Here is a 26,118-nt window from a genome sequence, read left to right on the forward strand (position 1 = left end):
ATGCACTGATCACAAAAACTTCATCAAATCATTAACCTCCTCCCCACCCTAAAGGACAAAGATTCTTACCAATACCAATTTGTAAAAAATCCAATTGCTCTCGGTGAGTTTCTATTACTATCAACGCATTTATTTATAATGATAATTCATTGTTTTATATGTTAAATTAGAATCTCAAATATCGTAGATATGCTTTCATTTCAAACCAATTCCATGTTGAATCAATCAAAACTATTCCCTTGCACGCCACAAGCGGGGCTGGCTTGTAGGTAAAAACTGTATAAGAAAGAATTAAAAATGCCTCTTATGAACTGTCTCAAGTGCCAAGAGTTGATCACTCATGTGATTCATTGAACTACGAACAAGCTCTGCCCTGAATACTTGCTACTGTATTTAAAAACACTTAATGTGTTAAGTTATGTATATTTTATTCCCCTTCTATCACCACTTTAAACGACGGTATTTTACGGCGCAGTAAAATAATCACACAAGTCTTTCATACTAGACGAGAGCATTTGTTTTATTAAACAATACTCTATTCTACCGCAAATAATAATGCCGCAACAGCGCGATCTTCAGCCAATAAAACATTAAATGTACGCACCGCCGCTCCCGTACTCATTGTATCTGATGAAATACGTTTTTCCCATAAAAGCACCCGTAACTCTTCAGGTAATCGCAATAATTCAATTCCAGTACCTATTAATAAAACTTCGATTTCAGAAGCTTCTTCTAAAATACGAGATAGATCCCCTTGAGTGGGAATAGGCCCTGCCATGTCAATACCATAAATACCCGATGGTACACAAATAATAGAACCTCTATGAGACATATCAGCAAAACGAAATCCACCATTTCCATAAGCATCAATAGGTGCGCGACTTGGAAAATGTGCTTCACGAATTTGAATTGCATCGAACATGAAAAAGCACCCTTTATTTTTGAATAATCCAATTGTCTTTGTTACTTCTTACCATAAAAATTAAAGGAAGACTGATACAAACATTGATATGTTAACCATAGCCTAGTATTGAAGTGAAAATTTTATATAAAACCTTAATCTTCTCATACAGCAAGTATATGAAAATTTGATAATAAACCGCGATCAAATGCTCTACCTGCTTAAATAAATCTACCTTTTAAAAAGTTTTCTCAGTTTATTTACTCACAAGTTTCTTTTTATAGAAACAATGATCTTGTTTAAAAAACAGAAAAAAATTGCGTAATATTCTATAAATAAAGCAACTATTTTAATAATCTCAAGGAAACAAAAACTCGATTTTCTGTATCCACTATAAAAGCCACTTTTCCAATGAAATTGTCTTGATCTTGCCAAGCTTTTTATAAAAATGCTTAAAAAATGTAATAAACTGCCATTACACCTTAAGATTCATTTTCTTTTGATATAGCTTTTTTCTCTTTAGAGACACTCATATTTTCTTTCGTTGTCGTTTTAGATTTAGACTTTTGTGGTGTTTCTGCTTTAGCATTAAGCTTTGATTTTTTTTCTGCAATCGGCTCACCTTTAACGCGCACATCAGCTAATGTTGAGCGAATAACACGAATATTCATACTCTCACCAATTGCAACCTCTAATTCACCACTCTCGTCGTGAACCTTCGTAACCTTGCCGATAATACCACCACCCGTTATAACTGTATCACCACGACGTACTGCATTAAGCATTTCTTGGCGTTTTTTCATTTGGGTACGCTGTGGACGAATGATAAAAAAATACATAATTGCAAAAATTAAAATGAGTGGGACAGCGCTAACAAATGAAAATCCACCGGAAACATCGCCTGCAACTTGAGCATAAGCGTTCGTAATAAACATTTTTATCTCCTATAGTTAAACTTCAGGTATTCCCCACTCTATTAAAATAAAATTCCGATTCAGAAAAAATTCTTAAAGAATTTATTATAAAAAGCAATAACTACATAATCTAATCACAGCTTTACAAAAATGCAATAAATCCTTAAGAGACAGAATACCAAAATACAATGAGAAAAATCTTTAAAAATAGATTCATTTTTCCCTATTATATATCCTACAATGTAAACCTTTTCACTAACTCAATAAATGATACAAGATAATTTTTCTAATGAAAAAACTTTAATTTATATAGATAATTTATCGTTTTTGATATCGAATGACAGACATAAATACAGTAAAATGCTCTCATTTCAAACCCTCTGAATTAATCAAAACGATTTTTTTGCACGTCTCACATATGAAATGAGCCTGTAGATAAAAACTTTTTAAGAAAGGCGTGAAATATCTCTTTTCATGCTTCTCTCAAATGCAAGAGCCGTTGAAACACTGAAAGCTGACAAATAAGTATGATACTATTGTTTTACACTTTCATAGACACAAAGATGGTAATATCTAACGACCCCAACGAACTGCTCTCCTTAAAGCAATGATTTTTTTGCTGCAGTGTTATTGATTTAAGAAAATCAATTGTTTTTCATGAAGTTTCTATAAACTATAAGACTATTTAAATTTAAAAATCATCAATAAATTAGTTTTCTAAATATTTAAGGGGATCAACAGGTAATGAATTCTTACGCATCTCAAAATAGACACGTGGCGTTTTAACATTTCCTGAAACACCAGATTTAGCAATCTCATCACCACGTCTTATCCTTTGTCCTTTGTTAACAACAAGCTTACTGTTACATCCATAAATAGTGATAATATTATTTTCATGTCGAATCATCACAACATTACCAAGCTCTTTTAATCCATCTCCCGCGTAAATAACAACACCATTTTCTGCCGCCTTTACCGAAGATCCTTCCGGCACTGCAATATCTATTCCTCGATTCATTACTGTTCCCTTTTTTTGACCGAACTGGCTTAATAAACGCCCTCGTACTGGCCAACGCATCTTAGAAATTCCTGTGGCTTGCGGAGTCGTCATATTATCGGTATTCGTAACAGTACTTGATAAACCAGTCTCATGATTCAATTGCGTCATCTGTTTAGAAAAACTTTTCTCAGAACTTGATTTGTTCATCTTTGCAGAAGGGGGCGTTGTTACAGGCGCTTTATATATAGGAGAGGACTTCTTGTTTTTTATAGAGGACATCACTTGAGATTGGAATGCAGATTCTGTTTTTGACACTGCCCAATCGTTATTAGTGTGTGCATTTGAAGCTGCTAATGTACGCCTGCTTGGAACAACAAGTACCTGACCGATATAAATGGAATTGCTGTTTATACCATTTGCTAATTTTAATGCCTCAACACTAACCCCTATTTGTCGTGCAATACTGAGCAGTGTATCTCCACTCTGGACAATATAAGAGTTCCGCCGAAAAATAGGAGATTTATCCATTTGTGAACGGGAAAGTGTTCCAAGATTACGTGGAGGGACTCCCATAACGCGACCATCAGAAGAAGTTATCCTACCTTGATGTGGAAAATTATAGGGAGAATTGTCATCTCCCCACGAATCATCGCTTGATTCCACAGGTGGCAATTCAGTGCTTTGTATCATACCGCTACCGTACGATAGCATTCGCGGATCTGTAGACATAGTACTCGATATATTTGATTGAGATGATACCGTACGATGAGAGACAATATTGGAAAAACGCTGTGTACCAGAACTACAACCAGCAACAATAGTTACCACCGCTAAAAAAGTTATTCTCTGAAAATTATGCTGGAAAATATTATCCAAAGCTTTTAAACGCATCGTTTTGCTCACTCATCAATAATCAACTCACTCCATTAAAGCTTTTTTAAATTACCGAAGAGTTAAAATGAGATGTTTTATTCATAAATATCTTTATATAAGATCAAAATGAATTTAACGTAGGCTATTTGCGGCTATTTCTTAACTTTTAAAAATTAAAGTATCTCCGCAATGCCTTTAATAAAAGGTTGGTAACGCACTTGAAACAGTTCTAAACACTCAAATCGACTACCAATTTTTGTATAGCGCGTCACCGCTTGTACCCCTTCGTCAGGTCCTATCGCCTGAATGAGAATTCCGTTTTCAGCTAAAAGTTCTAAAAATTCCTTGGGTTCATCAAAACGTGATGGCCAAATAAGAATGCGATCAAATGATCCCAAACCTGTCACACTATGACTTCCATCAATCTGCCGTATAATAATATTTTCAATTCCTAAAGTTTGAAATTTTTGGCGTGCCAAATCAACAAGCGTTTTATAACGATCAATCGTTGTCACACGGTCACTCAGACATGCCATAAGCGCAGTACAAAAACCAGATCCTGTACCGATTTCTAAAACGCGATGCCTTTTTTTCAACGATAATGCCGAAAGAATTAAGAGTTGTTCTTCCAAACGTTCCATATATTCACCACACTCAAGGGGAATAACTTTATTATCATAAGCACTATTAAACCAAGGAGCAGAAACAAACTGTTGACGCGGAATTTTCTCTAATGCCGAAAAAAATCGCACGTCATCAATGCCTTTGCTACGCATTTTCAGTACAAGAGCGGCTAACTCCTCACGAAATTGTAAAATACCCTTTTGCCCCATAGTATCATTCAATCTCCAATGGAGGTGCACTTTTATCATACTGACAAACTGCTTCTTTTAAAATGGCAAAAACTTGCGTTTGCATATCATCACCTCTTGGCAATAAACGCATATTGTCTCTCCTTTCGTAAAATTAAGCAGTAATACAACGCATGCCTCCCATATAAGGTTGTAAAACATCTGGAACAATAATTGATCCATCAGCCTGTTGATAATTTTCAAGCACGGCAATAAGACAACGTCCAACAGCTGTACCAGAACCATTAAGGCTATGAACAAAATGCAATTTTTTATCGCCTTCTTTACGATAACGCGCATTCATACGACGACCTTGAAAATCTCCACAAACTGAACAGCTAGAAATTTCACGATAACATTCTTGACCAGGAAGCCAAACCTCGATGTCATAGGTTTTACGTGCTGCAAACCCCATATCACCCGTAGAAAGAACCACTGTGCGAAAAGGCAAACCAAGTCGTTTTAATATATCTTCTGCACATTCCGTCATACGTTCTAATTCAATTAAAGACTGTTCTTCACTGGTAATTGAGACCATTTCAACTTTCCAAAATTGATGCTGACGCAACATACCGCGCGTATCACGACCGGCTGCTCCCGCCTCTGAACGAAAACAGGGAGATAAAGAAGAAAATCGCAGTGGTAAATCTGATATTTCAAGAATTTCATCGTTGACCAAATTGGTTAATGGCACTTCTGCTGTAGAAATAAGCCATCGACCATCTGTTGTACGAAAAAGGTCTTCAGCAAATTTCGGCAATTGTGCTGCTCCGTAAACAATCTCATCACGAACAAGAAAAGGTATTGAGACTTCTGTATAACCATGCTCATTGACATGCACATCAAGCATAAATTGGCCTAATGCTCGTTCTAGCCGTGCTAACGCCCCTGAAAGTATTGTAAAACGTGTTCCAGACAAACGACTAGCTCGTTCAAAATTCATCTGCTTGAGATCTTGACCAAGATCAAAATGTTCCTTTGGTGTAAAATTAAATGTTGGAAGTGTACCAAAATGTCGAATGACGACATTATCACTTTCATCTTTACCTTCTGGAACATCATCTAATGGAATATTTGGAAGTGCTGAAAGAATTTTCTCAAGACTCTCCGTCAGCTGTTTTTCTTCCGCTGTTGCAGAGGAAAGAAAGACTTTAATCTCTTCACCTTCAGCTCTAAAGCTTTCAGCCATTTGCTGATCAGATACCGCTAAAGCCTGTCCTATTTCCTTTGAAACCGCATTGCGACGTTCCTGCGCCAATTGCACCTTAGCAATATGCGACCGACGTGCAAGATCAAGTTGTATTAACCTTTCAGCTTGTGGCTCAAGACCTCTACTTACGAGTGCTTTATCTAATTTCTCAGGATTGTCACGAATCCACTTAATATCAAGCATAAAAATTCCTCATTTATATTGTTTTTATTCATTTCTTGTCGCATAAGATTATACACTTTTCTTAAGCGGATTTTCTTCTCTTTTCTATACTGTAAGCAATTAAAATTGAAATCTCGTAAAGTGCTATCGTTGGTAAAGCCACTGCAAACATCGTAAAAAAATCCGACGGCGTTATGATTGCCGCAATGATAAAAGAGAGTAAAATAGCCCATTTTCGTTTAGACACCAAATCATGAGACGTTAAAAATCCAACTTTTGTTAAAAGACTGATGACAAGAGGTAATTGAAAAATCAAACCAAAAATTAGGATAAACGATGTCATAAAGCCCAAATAATCAGAAATACGCACTATAAACTCTATTTTTAAATGAACATCTGGAAGAAATTGTTGAGAAAGGCTAAACCATAGTATTATTGGCGCCAATAGACCATAAACAAACGCTCCCCCAATACAAAATAAAATAGGCCCCCCAATGAGAAATGGTAAAAAAGCCATACGCTCATTTTTATAAAGCCCTGGTGCAATAAAACTATAAAACTGAAAAGCCGTATAGGGAAAAGATAAAATAATTCCCCCAAAAGCAGAAAGCTTCATCTTCGTTAAAAAAGTTTCCCATACTTGCGTTGATTGCAAACGAATACCCTCAGGATTACCCCCTGCTATTTTCATTGCCCACTGATATGGCCATAGTAAAAAATTTAAGATATAATCTTTAACAAGAAAACACATCATAAAAGCGATCATAAATGCAACCAAGGCAGCAATAATTCGCTGACGAAGTTCAATTAAATGTTCCAAAAGTGGTGCCATATGGGCATCAACTTCATCTTTGTTAACATTCATGACACATCTTCTTTATCTTTAGAAGCTATAGATCCTGTCATATCTTTATTGGTTACGTTGTGATCGCATTCCAAAAATTCTTTACCTTTTTCTGATTTATGGTGTGTTGCCTTAACATCCAAATTATCGTGGATATCTTCTAATGTATTTTGAATGGGATCAAAAGTTTCTGTCAACTTCTTGCTTGAATCGCTAATATCTGAATATGTTTTTTGCAAATCGTCGAGCTCGATTTGTTTTATTGCATCTTCAAACTGATGACGAAGTTCATTTGCCATTAAACACATATGAGCTCTTACCTTTGCTATTGTCTTTAATATTTTAGGTAAATCTTTCGGTCCAACAACAATGATGAGAATAAGTAAGATTACGACAAACTCTGGTCCATCAATCCCAAACATCTCTTAATTCGACTTCCTCATCAAAAAATAACGCACAATGATGATTACGTTTTTGTTATTTGACACGCTGTTTTTTAGCAACAGATGTTTTGCTTCTTTTAGAAGCAGAAGAAGCCTTTCTGCGCGCTGTTACATGTTTTACCGATAACGGCTGAGATTGTTGAGATTCTACATCAACTATTTGGGAAGTAGTAGCCATTTCAACTTTATCCTCAATGCCGTCATCTTCTTCCTTCATATTTTTTTTGAAGGCTTTAATTCCCTTAGCAACATCGCCCATTAATTCAGAAATCTTACCGCGACCGAAAAGCACAAAGATAATCAGTAAAATTATAATTAAATGCGTTGGTGAAAAAATATTACCCATTACTCTCTCTAACTTTATGCTTGTAAATTCGATTTCATTTATTCATGCTTCCTCTGAAGAATGTATCAAATATAATATCTTACTTATATATTTTCTTCTTAACTTAAAAGCAATCACACGCTTTTATTGCAAAAGAACTTTTTATCCTCTCATCCCTTTTTAGCGTATTATAACACAAACCATTCAAAAATGATAAACCGCTTCATACAAAATTCAAAAGGCTTAAAAACTTTTCTAAAATAACTCCATCTGATCTCTTAGGTTACTCATCTTCCTGTAAATACTATAGCTCATGTCTTTCCTTTTAAACAAAGTTGTACGTATCATTACAAACATTTCCTCCAAATTATCCGTTACTGATAAAGATCATAACATGCTGTAAAAAATTTTACGTATTTAATTAAAAAAAATCAGAAAGAAAAATCTCTAAAAAACTTTCTTGACACATCATCAGTCTCTTTAAAAACTATCATCTTACGCATAATATTTATTCTTTGCGTTGGTGGGAATTTTATCATCCATTATTCCATATACAATACGAAATATAAGCTATCATCGCATTCAATTAAATATCTGTCGTGTGGATAAAAACTATTAGCGGAAAGAGTAAAAATGCACTTTATGAATCAGGTCAAGTGGCCAAGAGGTATGGCAATACTGCTAAAAAATAAAAATGGTACCAGCTTGCGCCTTTATTCAGTAAAATACCTCCATATAACCAGCTCTTTGAACCGCTGCATGCCCTAACTATTACAAGTCTCCGGATTCTGGGCATGCGTTCTCATAATATCATGTGCTTAACTTATCTCAGTATTGAAAACAGAATAGGCATTAATAGAAAATTACATTCAATCAAAAGCATGGAATCGAAGCATAATCCATGTAAAAGAATTTCTTATCCTAGTCTTTTTATAAGATTATCTCATAAAGCCGCTAGATAATACAGTGTTAGAAATAGATAAACCTATTTACTTTAGTTAAAAATCGCTCATTTTATTGAGATCGCTTGCAGAGAGCATATCACTTTTCAAAAGTTTTGTTTTAGCACCATACACAATAATCTAGCCATTTAGCGTGTATAATGTAAAGCTTGGGCTCCGCTTAAACCAATGAGATTCATCCACACTTTTACAAAAATCTATCACTATAATACCAGCACTTTATTGCTCTATCCATAATTTTACGCTCGCTAAAAAAACTGATAAATGTAATAATGTTTTTATCAAGCATTTTAAATTCTTTAATCTTTAAACAAGTAAATTTATGAATGAATTTGAAAGATAACCTTAATTTTTTTAACAAACTTCACTAATATTCTCGTTAATTGCTTGTCTTTTATAGTTTTCCTGAAAGAGTCCGCGATCATAAGAAACTTCTCTTACAACATAACTATCTCTATTGAAATGTTTGCCCTCTTCCTATCTATTTTTCATATAAAAAATTAAAATCTTAACGATGAATCTCATAATATAAAAATAGCCCAGTGAATAAATGCTCCCATGACATTAATATTTTTTCTGTAGGGTATTATTTGGGAGTGAGGGTATTATTTGATTTCTATAAGAGTATTTTTATGGATATCAATTCTAATATTCTATGCTAATAATCCGGTACAGTTATACATATGATAGAGTTTATTCCATGAATTATCGGCATATTTATCATGCTGGCAATTTTGCTGATGTTTTTAAACACATTATTGTCACTCGCATTGTAGAATATCTCAAACGCAAAGAAAAAGCTTTTCGCGTTATAGATACGCATGCTGGAATCGGTATTTATGACCTTTCTTCTTTAGAAGCACATAAAACAGGAGAGTATCGCGAAGGTGTCCAACGACTTTTTTCAACTCCTATCCCAGAAGATTTAAGAGCACTCCTTTGTCCATGGTGTAATATCATTGATGCCCTCAATAAAGGGGAAAAAGAAATTGTATTTTATCCTGGCTCTCCTGTTCTTATTCGTCAATTATTACGGAAACAAGATCGCCTCACCGCAATAGAATTGCACAATGAAGATTATCATATTTTAGCAAAAAACTTTGCCGGAGATTATCAGACAAAAGTTCTGCATTTAGATGGTTGGCTTTCCTTAAATGCTCATGTACCACCAAAAGAAAAACGTGGGTTTATCCTTGTTGACCCTCCCTTTGAAAAAACTGGAGAATTTTTCCGCCTTATTGAGGGATTAACGAAAGCCTATCGTCGCTTTTCTGGAGGGATCTACGCTTTATGGTATCCTGTTAAATATGACAAAGAAATTGAAAGTTTTCTTCACGCGCTTTATCAAACAGGAATTCCTAAGATTCTACAGCTTGAAATGCGTATCCGAAAAAGTTCAAGTCCACCGACAATGAATGGAAGTGGTATGATTATTATTAACCCTCCCTACCTTTTGGAAGAAGAAATGAAAAAACTCAGCCCCTTTCTTATCAATCGCCTGGGACAAGATGAAAATGCCCAAATAACGCATAAGTGGCTTCAAAAAGAACATCTATTATGTTAGATCTTTCTCTGTATTTTTTCTAAATCAAATATCATGTTGTAAGATACAAACGCATTAAATGATAAAGTTCTTTGATTTTTTGAATAATATCAACACGTTATAATGATAAGCTAATAACGATCAGCGTGAATTAATTTTTTCCCTTTTAGAACGTCTATCTTCTTAATCATCATGAATTTCCTATTCCAATCATTTTAATGAATAAATTGGGCAAATTCATAAAGCTGTTTTAGAATAACAACTCTCATATTTTTTATGAAAAATCGGCTCTCTAAAATCATACTCTTATGCTATAAGATGTTATTTATAGAAAAAATTATAAGGATATAAATAATCATTATTTAATAAAAAAGAATATTTCATATATTAAACAAAAAACATATTCTTAATAAACGGAATGGTCCTGAAAAATAATACAAATTGTCCGAAAAATGAGCGGGAAAAGCTTTCTTTTCTCTCTAACATTACATGGAATAATGCCAATCAAAGTAATGAGAAAAATCAATTCCAAGGTGTAAAATTCATACAAGAGTTTGTTAGACACCTTCCGCATAAGCCAGGGGTTTACCGGATGATTGGTAAAAATGGTGATATTCTCTATATTGGCAAAGCTCGTAATCTCAAAAAACGCGTTTCAAACTATACACGTGAACAGGGACACAATAATCGTATTACCCGCATGATTCGCGCAACATATCATATGGAATTTATCGTCACCCATACAGAAACAGAAGCACTCCTTTTAGAAGCCAATCTCATCAAAAGATTGCATCCACATTTTAATGTATTACTACGTGATGATAAAAGTTTCCCTTATATTATGATTACAGATGATCATCGAGCGCCTGGACTTTACAAACATCGTGGTGCCCGAACACGAAAAGCTCACTATTTTGGTCCTTTTGCTTCTGCTGGTGCAGTGACACAAACAGTTCATGTTTTACAACGCGCCTTCTTATTACGAACCTGTACTGATTCAGTTTTTGAAAACCGTACACGCCCCTGTTTGCTTTATCAAATTAAGCGATGTTCTGCACCTTGTACCCATGAAATTAGTGACAGTGATTATAAAGAACTGGTGAGAGGAGCAAAAGCGTTCCTTTCGGGAAAAGATCAATCTGTTAAAAACGATATGGTTCAAGCTATGCATAAAGCCGCAGAAAATCTTGATTTTGAACAAGCCGCTTCCTATCGTGATCGCTTATCAGCCCTTTCTCATATACAAAGCCATCAAGGTATTAATCCTCAAACGATAAAAGAAGCGGATGTATTTGCAATTGCGCAAAAAGAAGGAATGACCTGTATTCAAGTGTTCTTTTTTCGCATGGGGCAAAATTGGGGAAACCGTGCCTATTTTCCTAAGGCAGACCTCTCTTTTTCCCGTACTGAAATTTTAGCGAGTTTTCTTGCCCAATTTTACGATGATAAACCACTTCCCAAAAGCATCCTTTTATCTGAAGAAATTGAAGAAAGGACACTTCTTACAGAAGCATTGAGTCTCAAAGCAAATCACAAAGTGTCTCTCTCTTTACCCAAACAAGGTGAACGGAAAACTCTTGTTAATCATGCCTATCTCAATGCTCATGAAGCACTTGAACATAAGCTTTCTGAAACAGCCACCCATACAAAATTGCTTCAAAGTCTTGCTAAAACATTCCAACTACCTTTTCCTCCACGCCGGATAGAAGTCTATGACAATTCTCATATCATGGGAACAAATGCTGTAGGGGCTATGATTGTTGCTGGTCAAATGGGCTTTGTTAAAAATCAATATCGCAAATTCAACATTCGCTCAATAGATATCACGCCTGGCGATGATTTTGGCATGATGAAAGAAGTGATTAAACGAAGATTTTCACGCCTTATAAAAGAGCATGATCAGCCAAATAGAAGTCATGACATAAAAGATGATGATCTTTTTCCCATTTGGCCTGATCTTATCTTAATCGATGGTGGTGAAGGACAAATCAACAGTGTACATGCAATACTTGCTGAATTACGATTAAATGACCTCTTCACAGTTGTTGGAATCGCCAAAGGTGTCGACCGTCATGCGGGACGTGAACGATTTTTTATAAAAGGTACCCCCCCCTTTACACTTCCTCCACGTGATCCTATCCTCTATTTTTTGCAACGTCTGCGTGATGAAGCACACCGTTTTGCGATTGGAGCTCATAGGATAAAACGAAAAAAAGCAACATTCAAAAACCCACTTGATGAAATCGAAAATATCGGTCCGACAAGAAAGCGTGCGTTGCTTCATCATTTTGGAAGTGCCAAGGCTGTTGCTAGTGCCTCACTTGAAGATTTAAAAAAAGTTACGGGAATCTCTATGACAATTGCACAAAAAATTCATAACCATTTTCATGAAAAATAGGCTTGTTTCATAACCTTTGCCTTGTTACGTTTAGGAAATATATTCTCTTTCACAAGAATTAAAAATGGCTCCATGAAAAATCATACTTTTTCTTTTCCAAATATTTTAACTTATGCACGAATTGTTGCAGTCCCAATGGTTGTTGCATGCTTTTTTTTAGAAGGGCGACTACAATCAAGTGATATCACTCGCTGGATTGCTGTTTCCATTTTTATCATTGCATCTATTACTGACTTTCTTGACGGTTACCTTGCTCGTATTTGGGAACAAACATCCAATATTGGTCGCATGTTAGATCCAATTGCTGATAAACTTCTCGTCTCTGCCTGTTTGCTCTTGCTTGCCGCAGACAGTACCATCGCTGGGTGGACACTATGGGCAGCTATTATCATTCTTTGCAGAGAAATTCTTGTATCAGGATTACGTGAATATTTGGCTGAGTTAAAAGTTAGTGTTCCTGTCTCTCGTCTTGCAAAATGGAAAACTTTTGTACAGATGATCGCTATTGTATTTCTTTTAGCTGGACCAGCCGGTAATAAAATTTTCCCTTACACAGTAGAGTTTGGCATTACTATGCTGTGGATTGCTGCCCTCCTTACATTGTGGACAGGATGGGACTATTTTCGTGCAGGTTTAAAACACGTTATCCCATGAAGAGTATGGAGATTTATAATGATAATTTATCTTTTTGTACTTAAATAAGAGATGAGGATAGCATAAGACTAATTTATTTTAAATCTATTAATGATAAATCAATAAAACACTTTTTTGCACATTACAAGTAAGGGTAGCATGTAGATAAAAGCTCTTCAAAAAAATAGTAAAAAGCTAAAAAAACGATGAATGCTCCCTATGCTTTTAAAAAAGTCTATAATCTTATAAGCAAAAAACCGAAATATAGTGTTTCGGATTTTTGCTTCTTATATACGCTTTATTATTATAAACGCTTTATTAACCAACAATTTCTACCTCAGAAAACCAAAAGGCGATTTCTGTTTTTGCCGTTTCAGCGCTATCGGATCCATGGACAGAATTTTCGCCAATCGATAAAGCATGAACCTTACGAATTGTCCCTTCTTCTGCATCACTAGGATTCGTAGCCCCCATTACTTCACGGTTTTTAGCTATTGCATTTTCGCCTTCCAAAACTTGTACAACGGTTGGACCAGAAGACATGAATTCCACCAATTCACTAAAAAAAGGGCGTTCTTTATGAACAGCATAAAAATTTTCAGCCTCACGTTTGCTCATCCAGACACGTTTAGACGCAATAACACGTAGCTCCGCATCCTCAAGCATTTTAGTAATTGCGCCAGTCAAATTACGACGGGTTGCATCTGGTTTAATCATCGAAAAAGTACGCTCTAAAGCCATTTAACCACCTTTATTTCATTTATAACATTCTCTCGCCATTTCTATAGCGAGCAAGAAGCCCTTTGCCAAGTGACTCTGCAAAAATCTACACAAATTCTCAAAAATATAGAATGAATTATAAAAAAAACTTTAATAGAAATACCTTTAATTTCTCATCCCATCATAAAGATGCGCTACCGACTCTCAATAAATATTGAACCTTCTTACATAATCTTAAATGCCTCTCATCAAATTTATCATTGAAGCAATAAAGAATCATAAGAAAAGCCTAACATGCAAAATATATCTTTTTGAAAGCCTTCTTCTTTAAAGAGGATGAACCTAGATACTCCGATCTAGGTTTGAAAATCCTTCTACACACATTGAGATCTATCAAAAAATAACCATATAATTAAAAACTATAGCGTACACCTAAAATACCCTGAAGGGACTGTTTTGTTTTACGTCCTTTAACATAATGTGCCTCACCATATAACTTTAACTTCTCACTCACTAAACTGCTCAAACCGATTCCTAACTTACCTGCATTACCCGATAAGTCAGTGGTAAATGAATGCCGTTGATTAATCAATGTATGGTTGTCATTTTTATTCTCACGCAACCATGCTGCTGTAATATACGCAAGTGATGAGGAATCCATACGAGAACCAAATTCATATCCTAAAGATATGCCAACCTCACTGCGTAATGAAGTGAATGGACGCATGTCACCTATCATGTCATTCGATAACTTGATTTCTTTACCCTCAACTTGCAACCATGTAAATTGTCCATAAGGCTGCAACCAACTGCTCTTTGACGTCTTAAGTCGATAACCTGCTTCAAAGGAAGTGCCCACCGCCCATTGCCTATAGCTTCCTTCAATCCCTAAACCATTCGTTGAAACTGCCTTTAGAGTATTCTGATAATGATTATATTTTAAAATACCATCTAAATACCATCCACTATGATCCAAATAAGTGACATAAGCGCCAATGCCATAAGCATTGATAGCGCTCATACCACCCCGTGCATGCGCAATGCGTGCGCGGTCATAACTGCCAAAACCACCTATATAAAATTCTCCATTTTCCCACTCGCTTAAACTATTGATCCCTAAAACAATACCTGTCTGATCCAACTTAAAATCTATATGCTCTGTAGCAATACTCTCTTTAGACTTGATCGCATAGCTCCATAAAGCTGCATTCTTGTTACTTTTATCTAAAATTCCTCTTCCCGCACGCACGGTTTGCATTTCATTGTGAAAAACCATCGCTGGAGCCACAGACATAGACAATACCGCATCTGTAGAGGGAGTGGTTAAAAAATGAGAAACTGAAAGCGTTTCTCTCAATTGTGGAGAAGGCTGTTCTTTATGAACTGGACGCAAAATCATCTGATCGGCTAAAGATTGTGAAGATTCTGAAACAATAGCCTGTTGCTTTCCATCAGAAAAATGAAGAGAACTTGCTGGGGGAGACTTCACATGAGTGCGATTTTCTTGAGAGGGAGATACCGAAACACTAGAGACATTCTGTCTTTCTCTTAAATGACGTGGAGGACGTGGCTTGGATTGCTCTTTTTTAGTAGGTTTACGAGGACCAGTATTTTTTCCTCCAGAAGGAGAACTTTGATCAGATAATGCAACAGAGTCCTTTGTTTTCTTGTTTACACACTGTGTTTTAGTATTAGAATGTTCTGCATTTTCAGAGACTCTGCTTAAAGACCAAATTGTAGCACTACCACTAGAACTAGCACACCTTTCTCTCTTCAGCAATTGATACTGATAGGTTCCACCATCGACAACTGTAATGTTCTTGCCCAAAAAATCTGCCAGAGTAAAATTAGCTCCTCCATCTTGGCTTCTATCGGTAATTAATGGAAGTTCAGTAACCAAACTATTCCTTTTTGACAGAGAGCCTGTGATTTCAGCACCAGAATCTGCAACGCTTATTTTGTGATTACCTGCACCATCGCCAATCGACAAGTAATCACTCGCATCCCCCGTAGCACTAATATTGAATCGAAAATGTAAATCCCCTGAAAGTTTTTCAACATGAAGTGAAATATGACGTGGATCATACGGAATAGAAGTAAAAATAACAGTTCCATTATGCCCCCCTAAATCTTCAATTTCAATCTGAGGTTTTTCTCCTATATTTCGTTCACCAACCTCAAATATTATTTCATCAACTCTTGCCTCTATAGGAATCTTTTTCTTAGTGATATGGTTTGTCCTATCACCAGCAAATAAATAAAGTTCTCCGTGATCATTGACCCTTACTTCTCCCACGACTTTTTGAACACCAGAATGAAACCATGACCTAGCAGAATCCGTAATTGTTAAAGTATCCACAAACCCTTCAGGATATACAACTTGAATAGCCTGCCCCTTCAAAGTAGTAGCATAAGACCCAGCATGCGCTAAGACGTGCTGTCTGCCATTCCCAGAGACCTCTGTATCCATTGCGCTCCCACCTTCTTTTCTTTGTCCCGCATAAAGATTTTGTTCTCCGTTATCTCCCACTTTCGTATTCCAAACCCACGCTCCATCATACACATTCTGCTGTCCCACTACTCCACCATCTCCTGTAACTGTGGAATTATATGCACTACTTTTTCTCTCCACGCTTGTAAGATCAAGATTTGGCTCTTCATGAATAAACTGCTTACCACCAAGGATTTTGGTGCCTATCGCAGTTCCTCCGCGTGTAACTATTTGCATTCCCCCTTTTTTAATAGTGGAACCTATAGAAGTTGCCCCATTTTCAACAATTTCAGCACCGCCATCTCCAATTTTACTATTACTACTGGGAAAATTATTCGTAATCAGTGCTGAACCTTTTGGTATCTCTGCTCGATTTCCTACATGTTCTACTATTGTTAGCTCTCCATTCCTGTTTTCAACTGCATTCGCAACTTGTACAAGACAACTACTGATCATCAATACTGAAAAACTTAACTTATGTTTATACTGCATTATCGACACTCCACTCTCAATTATTTAGAAAAATATCCCACGGCTACGTAGGTAACTCGCTTTAGATTGTATCGTAATGTGTTTTATTTATGTTTAAAAACACTTTTAAAGTGTATTTTTTAATACAAACAACTTTAAGTTGTGTATTTATAAGCAGCTAGAAAGTTCTAACTTAAGGCAGAAAATCTGAATAAAATTCAAACTGTTCACTTGAGTTCAAGGAACAATTTTCAATATTTGAAGTTATAGATGAAAAAAAAACGCTCGTGCCTTCAAAGGAGAGTATAAAGATATCCTTACTGTTTGAGAAGATCTCTACACTCTCGAGAAGATAAAATCGAGCATTATCTGTTTAAGCTTGCAAAATAATTACATTCATAAAGTTAATCAGCCGCGTACACACATATTTAGAAACTATAGCGTAATCCTAAAATAGCTTGAAGAGCATTCTTAATCTTATGTCCTTTTAGATAATGTGCTTCCGCATAAAGTGTCAGTTTATCATTAACCGAACCGTTTACACCAATTCCCAATTTACCTGCATTACCCGATAAGTCTGTAATAAATTTATGCTGGTTATTAATTGTCGTATAATTATTATTTGTATTCTCACGCAACCAAGCTGCCATAATGTAAGCTGTTAATGAAGTTTCTGAATTCACAAAGAATTCATGTCCTGCAGTTAATCCAACTTCACTGCGAAATGAGACCGATGGGCTTAGATCACCTATCATTCCATTTGAAAGTTTTATTTTTTTACCTTCAACCTGCAAACCTGTTAGCTTGATATAAGGCTGCATCCAAGTATTCTGTGCCGGTGTAAAATAACAACCAATTTCAAATGACCCACCTATCGCCCACTGATTGTAATGACTTTGAATAGCTAAATCATTCGTGGAGATAGCTTTCAAATTATCTCGGTAATAATTATATTTCAAAACACCATCCATATACCATCCGCGATGATCAAAATAAGTTGCATAAGTTCCAATGCTATAAGAGCTCAGATCACTATTACCACCTCGTGCATGCGCAATACGTGCTTGATCATAACTACCGAAACCACCAATATACAACTCTCCATGCCTTAATTCACTCAACTGATCAGCACCAAAGACTAAACCTGTCTGCCCCAGCTTAAAGTGTGTATGGCCTGTCGCAATACGTTCTCTGCTCTTAATTGCATAAGTCCATAGTTCGATATCTTTCCTATTTCTGTTCCAAATTTTTCTACCATTCCTTACAATTTGCAACTCATTGTTAAAAACAAGTCCAGGAACTACGGACAACGTTAACACTGCATCTGTAGAGGGTGTCGTTGTTGTTTTACCAGGAACAAAAGGATTTGACGGATCTGGAATAGAGGTTTCTGGTCCACTGAGGCGGTCTGCAGATAAAAACCAAACTTTTCCATTTTCATCCTTTCTTTCTTTCAAATCATACATATAAGTTCCACCATCAATGGCGTTAATTTTGTCACCCTTAAGATCTGTCAGCGTAAAATGTGCTCCACCACTTTGATCCATAATTAAATCACGCTTATTTGAAAAAGGATCCGTGATTTCAACTCCAGAATCAGCAACACTTATCGTATGCTTCCCAGCACCTTTCTCAACCAAGAGATAATCACCACGGTTATGGGCAATCGTGGTATTGAATGCGAAATGTAAATTTCCTGAAAGATTATTCACATGTAGCTGAGAATAATATGGATCAGAACCTGTAAACGAAAAAATAACACTCCCTTCACCACTTAATTTTTGTATCAAAGAACTTTTTCCATCAAACTCATCAGTAATAGAGTACAGTTTTGTATCTTTTCCATTTAAAATAATATCTTCTACTATGGTACGATGTTGATCATTCCCAGCATAAAGATGAATCTGCCCAGAATGATTTACCTGTGTCTTGCCTTCTAATGTTGCCCCAGCATGCACCCATGATTTTGTTTCATCATTCATTGTTAGATTTTTTACAGATCCATCAGCATATATTTCCTGAATAGCGCTCTCATTTAAAGTAACTCCAATAGCATTACCGCCTTTTAAGATACGCTGTTTACCACCGCCAAAAACTTCTGTGTCAAATGCAAAACCACCATTTTTAGCACTTTGAGATTTTTTTCCAACCTCTTGTACGCCCCCTCGCATAACTTTCGTATCCCAAACTTTTCCGCCATCATATACTTTTTGTTGTCCTAGTGTTTCATCTTGACCATAAATGACAATATGAGAAGCACTACTCCCTTTAACCTCTCCTCCAACATCCCCCTCCCCGAAAACAAGTTGTTCACCACCATAAATTTTAGTCCCCTCTACCTTTCCTCCATTTCCAACACTTTGTTGTCCACCTTCTTTAACGACAGCATTTTTCGAAAAGCCTTGTTTTCCATTTAAAGCCTCAACATTTTCAATTCCACCATGTTCAATTTTACTATTCTCACTGAGACCTCCTGCATACACATAAAGCTCTGCACCATTCCTTACAGTGTTATTAATGGATCGCCCTGGGCTATCACTCTCGCCATCATTTGAAATGTATGCTTTACCTTCATTATCAAGGACATAATTTTCTAACAGTGCCCCATCTTTAATGAAGATAAGTTCAGGTTTTTTAAGAAACGCAATATTTTGTTTTTGTAAATTATATCTGACATTGTCACGACGACTGCTGTCAAGCTCCTGTTGACTCGCAAACACTCTAGCGCCCTTATCCTCAGTAAAATCGCTAGGCTTTTTAAAAAAGTCTAATTCATTGCGCGTCCTTATAATAACATCATTAGATGCTCCAAGTATGCATCTTCCTGTTTTCATATCCTCATTGTATTGATCCTCAATTTTTTTGCCATTTTCATAACTTGAAGATTGACAAAAAAGTGATATTCCCCCCTCATTTGCAGCAGCAGCTTGCACAAAACAGCTGCTCAACATGAGTATCCAACAATGTCGTTTCCATTTATATTGTAGAGCCATATCCTCCCCCCTTCACGCCTGCATAGACACCAAACGTAATTAGCTCTATAAAACATATTTTCAACCTTAGATTGTAAAGAATCCTTCTTAAACATTCTCCTTATCTCATAAAAAACTGTTTTTTACAGTCTTTTAAATGCTTTTTTTGATCAAGAATATAAGAACGTTTTTATAGTGCTTCTTTAGCATTTCCTCAGAGTTTTCTTATCAAAGAAAAAAGTAATGCATAATAAAGTATATAAGGGTATACAGCTATCATGAAAAGCGAAGCGGCATGCTCTGAAAAATTGTTCTCTGAACCTTCATTAAAGACCTTTAAAGACAACCATACATTTAAAGATAACTAAAAAATAACCATATAATTAAAAACTATAGCGTACACCTAAAATACCCTGAAGGGACTGTTTTGTTTTACGTCCTTTAACATAATGTGCCTCACCATATAACTTTAACTTCTCACTCACTAAACTGCTCAAACCGATTCCTAACTTACCTGCATTACCCGATAAGTCAGTGGTAAATGAATGCCGTTGATTAATCAATGTATGGTTGTCATTTTTATTCTCACGCAACCATGCTGCTGTAATATACGCAAGTGATGAGGAATCCATACGAGAACCAAATTCATATCCTAAAGATATGCCAACCTCACTGCGTAATGAAGTGAATGGACGCATGTCACCTATCATGTCATTCGATAACTTGATTTCTTTACCCTCAACTTGCAACCATGTAAATTGTCCATAAGGCTGCAACCAACTGCTCTTTGACGTCTTAAGTCGATAACCTGCTTCAAAGGAAGTGCCCACCGCCCATTGCCTATAGCTTCCTTCAATCCCTAAACCATTCGTTGAAACTGCCTTTAGAGTATTCTGATAATGATTATATTTTAAAATACCATCTAAATACCATCCACTATGATCCAAATAAGTGACATAAGCGCCAATGCCATAAGCATTGATAGCGCTCATACCACCCCGTGCATGCGCAATGCGTGCGCGGTCATAACTGCCAAAACCACCTATATAAAATTCTCCATTTTCCCACTCGCTTAAACTATTGATCCCTAAAACAATACCTGTCTGATCCAACTTAAAATCTATATGCTCTGTAGCAATACTCTCTTTAGACTTGATCGCATAGCTCCATAAAGCTGCATTCTTGTTACTTTTATCTAAAATTCCTCTTCCCGCACGCACGGTTTGCATTTCATTGTGAAAAACCATCGCTGGAGCCACAGACATAGACAATACCGCATCTGTAGAGGGAGTGGTTAAAAAATGAGAAACTGAAAGCGTTTCTCTCAATTGTGGAGAAGGCTGTTCTTTATGAACTGGACGCAAAATCATTTGATCGGCTAAAGATTGTGAAGATTCTGAAACAATAGCCTGTTGCTTTCCGTCAGAAAAATGAAGAGAACTTGCTGGATATGCCCCTTCAATAATTTGACTTCCAAGAGTTGAAACAGTTAGAGATACAGAAGCTGGAGATTTTTGCCTTAAGTTTTGGCGGTTTTCTCTTCGATGTAGCAACTTAATAGCATGCTCTTTTGTAACTGTAATAGTTGAAAGAGAAGAAGCTGATTGATTTTGATTTAAATGCCACGTAGATCTACTCCTACTACGTGGCAAACTGTTGAGAAATGAAACATTATCAATAAATACCGCAGATAAATACCAAACTTTTTCACCCCCATCCTCATCAATTCTCTGTTTTAAACCATACATATAGGTTCCGCCATCAATAGTTTTAACATTTGCACCAGAAAAGCTTCTCAGAGTAAAATGTGCTCCTCCACTTTGATCAACAATTAAATCAAGTTCTGTTGAAGAAGGATCAACAATTTCAATACCGGAATCTACAATACTTATTGTGTGAGAACCACGGCCATTCTTGATAAAGAGATAATCACCCTCTCCTTCTGCAAGGCTGACATTAAAATCGAAATGTAGACTCCCAAAAAGATTATCAATATAAAGCTTAGAGTAATGTAAATTGGATTCTGTAGAAGTAAAAATAATATTTCCCACACCGCTTAGCTTCTTAATATAGGTTTCTGTGTTTCCATATCCAGTAGAAATAGAGTATAATTTAGCGTTTTCTCCCTCTAAATTAATATCGTCTACTGTTGTCTGATAATTTTTATATTCAGTATAAAAGCTATTATTTCCAGCATAAAGGTGAACTTGTCCAAAATCATGAATCTTTATTTTTCCTTCCAACATCGCACCAGCAAAAACCCATGAATTGGCTCCTTCTTTAATTGTTAGATTTTTTACAATGCTACCAGCATGAACTTCTTGAGCAGCATGGCGGTGTAAAGTCACAATATCCGCCTCTCCCCCTGCTAATACCCGCTGTACCCCACCCGCGAAAACCTCAGTATTCACGGCTAAGCCACCACTTTTTTGTACAAAATCATCATCATCTGCGAACCATTTAGCAAGAGTTTGTATTCCTCCACTCATCACTTTTGTTCCCACAGCCATCCCATCATCATATACATTCTGCTGTCCCGGCGTGTCACCTTGACCATAAAGTGTCGTGTTATAAGTGCTGCTCCCCACAATTTCACCATTTACATAACCCTCTCCGAAAACAAGCTGCTCCCCACCATAAATTTCAGCTCTCAATGCGGATCCTCCTCCCTCCACTCTTTGTTTTCCACCCTCGTAAATAATCGTAAATTCTGAGATCCCCTGTTCCCCTACAATCTCTGAACCACCATTTTCAATTGTTGTATTCTTACTAAAACCACCAGTCTCAACATAGAGTGTTGCAGTTTCTGGAACTGTATTATTAATGGATAATTTAAAATCATCCGTTTCTCCATCACCAGCAATATAAACTATGCTATTGTCACCAAGTATGGAGTTTTGTAAAATTTTTTCACCTAGACCAGTAATGAAATCCTCTGCATAAAAATTGAAATCACCTGTATAAGAATCGGCTATAGAATCTTCCGAAGGAGAAACAGTATTTTCTTGCTCAAAAGAGTTATCTATAGGCAACTCCGTATGAGATGGAGAAAAGATAGGAGTAGAAATTTTTTCCGATGTAGATGATGTCGATAAAGACCAAATCTTTCCACCGTTATGATCTTTTTTCTTTAGAGCGTACATGTAGACTCCATTATCAACAGTAGCTATCTCTTCACCCCCAAAATCTATCAGAGTAAAATGCGCATTTCCACTTTGATCATGAATTAAATCAAGCTCCAAAACTAAGTTCTGATTTTGTAGAAGAGAATTGGTCATTTCAGCACCAGAATCGATAACGCTGATGGTGTGATGACCTGCTCCTTTTTTTATAAGAAGATAATCACCGCGCTGTTCTGCAAAATTAGTATTAAACCTAAAATGTAAATTACCTGAAAGATTACCGACCTCAAGTTTAGAGTAATGTGGATTAAACACGGTAGAAGTAAAAACAACGCGTCCATCCCCGCTTAGATCCTCAATCAGAGAGCTTTCACCATCCATCTTGGAAGCAATAGAGTATAATGTGGTATCTTTACCATTTAAAACAATTTTTTCTACTTCAGTATGAGATTGCTCAGCACCAGCATAAAGATAAATCCGTCCAGAATCATGAATCATGGTGTTTCCTTCTAATGTTGCACCAGAATGCAACCACGATTGTGCTTGATCCTTAATCGTTAAATCTTTTACATAGCCTCCTAAATCTATTGCTTGAAAAGCATTCCCTTGTAAGAGAACACCAATCGCGATTCCTCCTGCTAAAACGTGTTGTTCTCCACCAGAAAAGATCTTCGTATCAAATGCAAAACTGCTATAATGGTCTAGATCTTTTTCCACAAAAAGATTTTGTACCCCTCCTTCCATGATCTTTGTGCTAAAAACCTCTCCATCATCATACACATTCTGGTATCCTAGCACTCCATTTTTACCAGAAACGACAGTGTTATAGGCGCTACTCCTTACCATCTCACCTTTGATATCAAACTTTCCTGAAACAAACTGCTCACCACCGTAAATTTGAGCCCCTTCAGCTTTCCCCCCATCTTCAACCTTTTGTTTTCCCCCTCTCTTAACTGTACTATCCTGTGAAAGACCCTGTGTTCTAATAAGTTCAGTACCGCCTCTTTGAATTGTCGTATACAGGCTAAAACCACCGTTATAAACCGAAAGCTTTCCAGCATCTTTAACTATATTACTAATTGAAGTCTCTCCATTGCTATCAACTTTCTCACTGTTACTATCAAAGCTAGGATCAGCAATCGTAACAATCATTCCCTTTTCAATTGTGCGTTCTGTGAGATCATTCGATAATGAAGCCATCGCAGATGGTTGCAAGTTAAAATCAGAAAATAAAGAGGTATTTTCCTCATCAAGAGCATAATTCGCATCTAAATACCAAATTTTACCATTGCTCTTATTTTTTCTATGTTTCAAACTGTGCATGTAGGTTCCGGCATCAATAGCTCTGATTTTTTCACCAAAAGTATTTGTCAGAGTAAAATGAGCGTTTCCACTATGATCAGAAATTAATTTAAGCTTTTTGTGGGAAGGGGTTGTAACCTCACCTCCAGAATCAGTAACACTTATTGTATGATAACCTGAACCACTTTTTTTAATAACAAGATAATCACTAAGATGCTTGGCAAAGTTGACATTAAACTCAAAATGTAAAGAACCTGATAGATCATCAATATTAAGCTTAGAGTAATGCTTATCAGCCCCCAAAGATGTAAAAATAACTCTGCCACTTCCAGTTAAATTCTGGATATTAACCTGAGAGAGAGTAGCGTTATTTTTAGTTGCAATAGAGTATAACTTGGCATCTTCTCCATTTAAAATAAGATTTTCTACTTCCGTAACAGCTTCACCATTCCCAGCATAAAGATAGAGGTTGCCAAAATCATTAACATTTGTATCCTTATCTAATATTGCACCAGCAAAAACCCATGATTGTGCTTGGTGATTAATTGTTAGATTATCCGCGTATCCAGAATCATATATCTTCTGAGTAGCTCTATCATATAAAGTAACTTCGCTCGCATTCCCTCCTGCTAAGATATTCTGCGCACCATTTTTAAAAAGTTCGGTACTAAGTGCAAAAGCCCCCTCATTGATTGTAAAATCCTCATTTTCTGTATCAGCTGTATCAGTATCTTCTGAGAATCCATTATTAAAATTCTCTTTACCATCAAGATTCTGGACACCTCCTTTCATAACCTTTGTGTCAACAACCATCCCCCCACTATAGACACTTTGTAGTCCTAGGATTCCATCTTCAGCATAAATTTCGGTGTTATAAGCACTACTTTCCTTATCTTTACGCAACAAACCAGTTCCAAGAACCCCCTTACCAAAAATAATCTGCTCACCACCATAGATTTTAGCCCCCTCAGCATTTGCACCACTCTCAACAATTTGTTTACCACCTTTTTTAACAGTGGCATATTCTGAACTGCTCAGATTTTGGACGAATTCAATACCACCACTCTCAATTGTCGTATCCCTGCTAACACTTGCTGCATCAATGTAGAGTTTTCCACCTTCTTGAACCGTATTATTGATGGAATAGCCTGCATCTTCATATTTAAAGCTATTTATTTCAGAATCTTCAGAATCTTGATTAGTAATATAGATAGTAGCACCATCACTTATTATTGAATTTGTGAGTACTTCAAAGAATAGGTTTTCTAATCTCTCCCTTTCCTCTTCTGAAGACTTGCTTCCTTCTACTATCTGTTTATTCTCTATCCTTTTTGATCCCCCTTTTTTTTCTTTTAATCCCCTCACTTCCAATAACAATTTTTTTGTCTCTTCTAGATGTTCACTGATACTTACTGGTGTTAATAACTTTTCTTTTGGTGTCGCTACTCCATCTGCACTCGCAATCTTGACAAAAAAACCACTGGTCATTAATGCACAAAAACTTAATTTCAATTTGCGTTGCATTATTCACACTCCATAATTTCAAATTTAAATTCCCCCATTTAGAAAAAAGTGCATAGACCAAAACAACTCAATGCAATTGCTCAACCTCATGTTTTTTAAGATAATAAAGCATTCGATGGACTACACTCTGACAGATCAAATATACACCCTGTGTTTTAAAATGCATGCACAACCAAAAGGTTTAATTTCTTTTTGATACGCTTAAAAAGTGTTATAATTACATCTATGGAAAAATATTTTTGAGATACCAAAGGCTGGTCTATAAATAAGATTGATCCCTCAATAGATAAAAATGGCATTAAACATTAAAGGAAACAGTAATGTTAATGAGAGCGGCCTTTATATCCACATATTTCTTCCTCTACAGCATTTAAAACAGTGTCTTTATTCTACTTAACTTGGGTAATCTAAAGAACACTTATTCATGCTCATCAAGCCATAATCATTGTTCTAATAT

At 36.2% G+C, this 26,118-nt stretch carries 15 protein-coding genes; 3 read left to right on the plus strand and 12 right to left on the minus strand.

The window, feature by feature from the left end:
• Positions 1–535 precede the first annotated feature (535 nt).
• The 8 genes from ACFIKQ_RS02765 to tatA all read right to left on the minus strand — a co-directional run bounded on the left by ACFIKQ_RS02765 (position 536) and on the right by tatA (position 7,544).
• Positions 536–922, minus strand: coding sequence for an Mth938-like domain-containing protein (locus ACFIKQ_RS02765; protein ID WP_012754989.1), 387 nt, complete (start codon positions 920–922; stop codon positions 536–538).
• A gap of 461 nt (positions 923–1,383) precedes the next feature.
• Positions 1,384–1,836 carry a preprotein translocase subunit YajC gene (gene yajC, locus ACFIKQ_RS02770; protein WP_375644901.1) on the minus strand — a complete coding sequence of 151 codons (453 nt, stop codon included), beginning with the start codon at positions 1,834–1,836 and terminating at the stop codon, positions 1,384–1,386.
• Positions 1,837–2,524: 688 nt separating this feature from the next.
• Positions 2,525–3,706, minus strand: coding sequence for a peptidoglycan DD-metalloendopeptidase family protein (locus ACFIKQ_RS02775; protein ID WP_375636509.1), 1,182 nt, complete (start codon positions 3,704–3,706; stop codon positions 2,525–2,527).
• Between the two features lie 155 nt (positions 3,707–3,861).
• Entirely contained in the window at positions 3,862–4,521 is a 660-nt protein-coding gene (locus ACFIKQ_RS02780) for a protein-L-isoaspartate(D-aspartate) O-methyltransferase (RefSeq protein ID WP_375636528.1), read from the minus strand.
• 133 nt (positions 4,522–4,654) lie between these two features.
• Complete coding sequence (serS, locus tag ACFIKQ_RS02785) at positions 4,655–5,932, minus strand: serine--tRNA ligase (protein ID WP_375636511.1); 1,278 nt, start codon at positions 5,930–5,932, stop codon at positions 4,655–4,657.
• A gap of 61 nt (positions 5,933–5,993) precedes the next feature.
• Positions 5,994–6,776: a twin-arginine translocase subunit TatC gene (tatC, locus tag ACFIKQ_RS02790; RefSeq protein WP_375636512.1), complete on the minus strand. Its 783-nt coding sequence runs from the start codon at positions 6,774–6,776 to the stop codon at positions 5,994–5,996.
• Positions 6,773–7,177, minus strand: a complete 405-nt coding sequence (locus ACFIKQ_RS02795; protein ID WP_375647555.1) for a twin-arginine translocase subunit TatB — start codon at positions 7,175–7,177, stop codon at positions 6,773–6,775. The genes tatC and ACFIKQ_RS02795 overlap by 4 nt, the downstream gene beginning before the upstream one ends.
• A 55-nt stretch (positions 7,178–7,232) precedes the next feature.
• Complete coding sequence (tatA, locus tag ACFIKQ_RS02800; protein WP_375636516.1) at positions 7,233–7,544, minus strand: twin-arginine translocase TatA/TatE family subunit; 312 nt, start codon at positions 7,542–7,544, stop codon at positions 7,233–7,235.
• Between the two features lie 1,641 nt (positions 7,545–9,185).
• On the opposite strand from tatA, the gene ACFIKQ_RS02805 reads away from it, so the two are divergent.
• The 3 genes from ACFIKQ_RS02805 (at position 9,186) to pgsA (ending at position 13,080) form a co-directional block, all read left to right on the plus strand.
• Positions 9,186–10,049 carry a 23S rRNA (adenine(2030)-N(6))-methyltransferase RlmJ gene (locus tag ACFIKQ_RS02805; RefSeq protein WP_375644903.1) on the plus strand — a complete coding sequence of 288 codons (864 nt, stop codon included), beginning with the start codon at positions 9,186–9,188 and terminating at the stop codon, positions 10,047–10,049.
• A gap of 397 nt (positions 10,050–10,446) precedes the next feature.
• Positions 10,447–12,426, plus strand: a complete 1,980-nt coding sequence (gene uvrC / locus ACFIKQ_RS02810; protein ID WP_375644904.1) for an excinuclease ABC subunit UvrC — start codon at positions 10,447–10,449, stop codon at positions 12,424–12,426.
• A gap of 72 nt (positions 12,427–12,498) precedes the next feature.
• Positions 12,499–13,080: a CDP-diacylglycerol--glycerol-3-phosphate 3-phosphatidyltransferase gene (gene pgsA / locus ACFIKQ_RS02815; RefSeq protein ID WP_375647554.1), complete on the plus strand. Its 582-nt coding sequence runs from the start codon at positions 12,499–12,501 to the stop codon at positions 13,078–13,080.
• 297 nt (positions 13,081–13,377) lie between these two features.
• Here the strand turns inward: pgsA and ndk are convergent, their stop codons facing one another.
• From ndk to bafA (ACFIKQ_RS02835), 4 genes are all read right to left on the minus strand, one after another.
• Complete coding sequence (gene ndk / locus ACFIKQ_RS02820; RefSeq protein ID WP_375628682.1) at positions 13,378–13,800, minus strand: nucleoside-diphosphate kinase; 423 nt, start codon at positions 13,798–13,800, stop codon at positions 13,378–13,380.
• Positions 13,801–14,191: 391 nt separating this feature from the next.
• Entirely contained in the window at positions 14,192–16,762 is a 2,571-nt protein-coding gene (bafA, locus tag ACFIKQ_RS02825; RefSeq protein ID WP_375655858.1) for a BafA family autotransporter, read from the minus strand.
• A gap of 407 nt (positions 16,763–17,169) precedes the next feature.
• Entirely contained in the window at positions 17,170–19,734 is a 2,565-nt protein-coding gene (gene bafA, locus ACFIKQ_RS02830) for a BafA family autotransporter (protein WP_375655860.1), read from the minus strand.
• 362 nt (positions 19,735–20,096) lie between these two features.
• Positions 20,097–25,661 (minus strand): BafA family autotransporter, encoded by a 5,565-nt coding sequence (gene bafA, locus ACFIKQ_RS02835; protein ID WP_375655862.1) that lies wholly within the window; start codon positions 25,659–25,661, stop codon positions 20,097–20,099.
• Positions 25,662–26,118 lie beyond the last annotated feature (457 nt).

The sequence above is a fragment of the Bartonella sp. MR63HLJHH genome (genome assembly GCF_042194155.1).
GTDB classification, from domain to species: domain Bacteria; phylum Pseudomonadota; class Alphaproteobacteria; order Rhizobiales; family Rhizobiaceae; genus Bartonella; species Bartonella grahamii.

Bases quoted from the DNA above. Each gene is read 5' to 3' on its own strand.
- ACFIKQ_RS02765 (WP_012754989.1), bottom strand. From the start codon at position 922: ATGTTCGATGCAATTCAAATTCGTGAAGCACATTTTCCAAGTCGCGCA.
- yajC (WP_375644901.1), bottom strand. From the start codon at position 1,836: ATGTTTATTACGAACGCTTATGCTCAAGTTGCAGGCGATGTTTCCGGT.
- ACFIKQ_RS02775 (WP_375636509.1), bottom strand. From the start codon at position 3,706: ATGCGTTTAAAAGCTTTGGATAATATTTTCCAGCATAATTTTCAGAGA.
- ACFIKQ_RS02780 (WP_375636528.1), bottom strand. From the start codon at position 4,521: ATGGGGCAAAAGGGTATTTTACAATTTCGTGAGGAGTTAGCCGCTCTT.
- serS (WP_375636511.1), bottom strand. From the start codon at position 5,932: ATGCTTGATATTAAGTGGATTCGTGACAATCCTGAGAAATTAGATAAA.
- tatC (WP_375636512.1), bottom strand. From the start codon at position 6,776: ATGAATGTTAACAAAGATGAAGTTGATGCCCATATGGCACCACTTTTG.
- ACFIKQ_RS02795 (WP_375647555.1), bottom strand. From the start codon at position 7,177: ATGTTTGGGATTGATGGACCAGAGTTTGTCGTAATCTTACTTATTCTC.
- tatA (WP_375636516.1), bottom strand. From the start codon at position 7,544: ATGGGTAATATTTTTTCACCAACGCATTTAATTATAATTTTACTGATT.
- ACFIKQ_RS02805 (WP_375644903.1), top strand. From the start codon at position 9,186: ATGAATTATCGGCATATTTATCATGCTGGCAATTTTGCTGATGTTTTT.
- uvrC (WP_375644904.1), top strand. From the start codon at position 10,447: ATGGTCCTGAAAAATAATACAAATTGTCCGAAAAATGAGCGGGAAAAG.
- pgsA (WP_375647554.1), top strand. From the start codon at position 12,499: ATGAAAAATCATACTTTTTCTTTTCCAAATATTTTAACTTATGCACGA.
- ndk (WP_375628682.1), bottom strand. From the start codon at position 13,800: ATGGCTTTAGAGCGTACTTTTTCGATGATTAAACCAGATGCAACCCGT.
- bafA (WP_375655858.1), bottom strand. From the start codon at position 16,762: ATGCAGTATAAACATAAGTTAAGTTTTTCAGTATTGATGATCAGTAGT.
- bafA (WP_375655860.1), bottom strand. From the start codon at position 19,734: ATGGCTCTACAATATAAATGGAAACGACATTGTTGGATACTCATGTTG.
- bafA (WP_375655862.1), bottom strand. From the start codon at position 25,661: ATGCAACGCAAATTGAAATTAAGTTTTTGTGCATTAATGACCAGTGGT.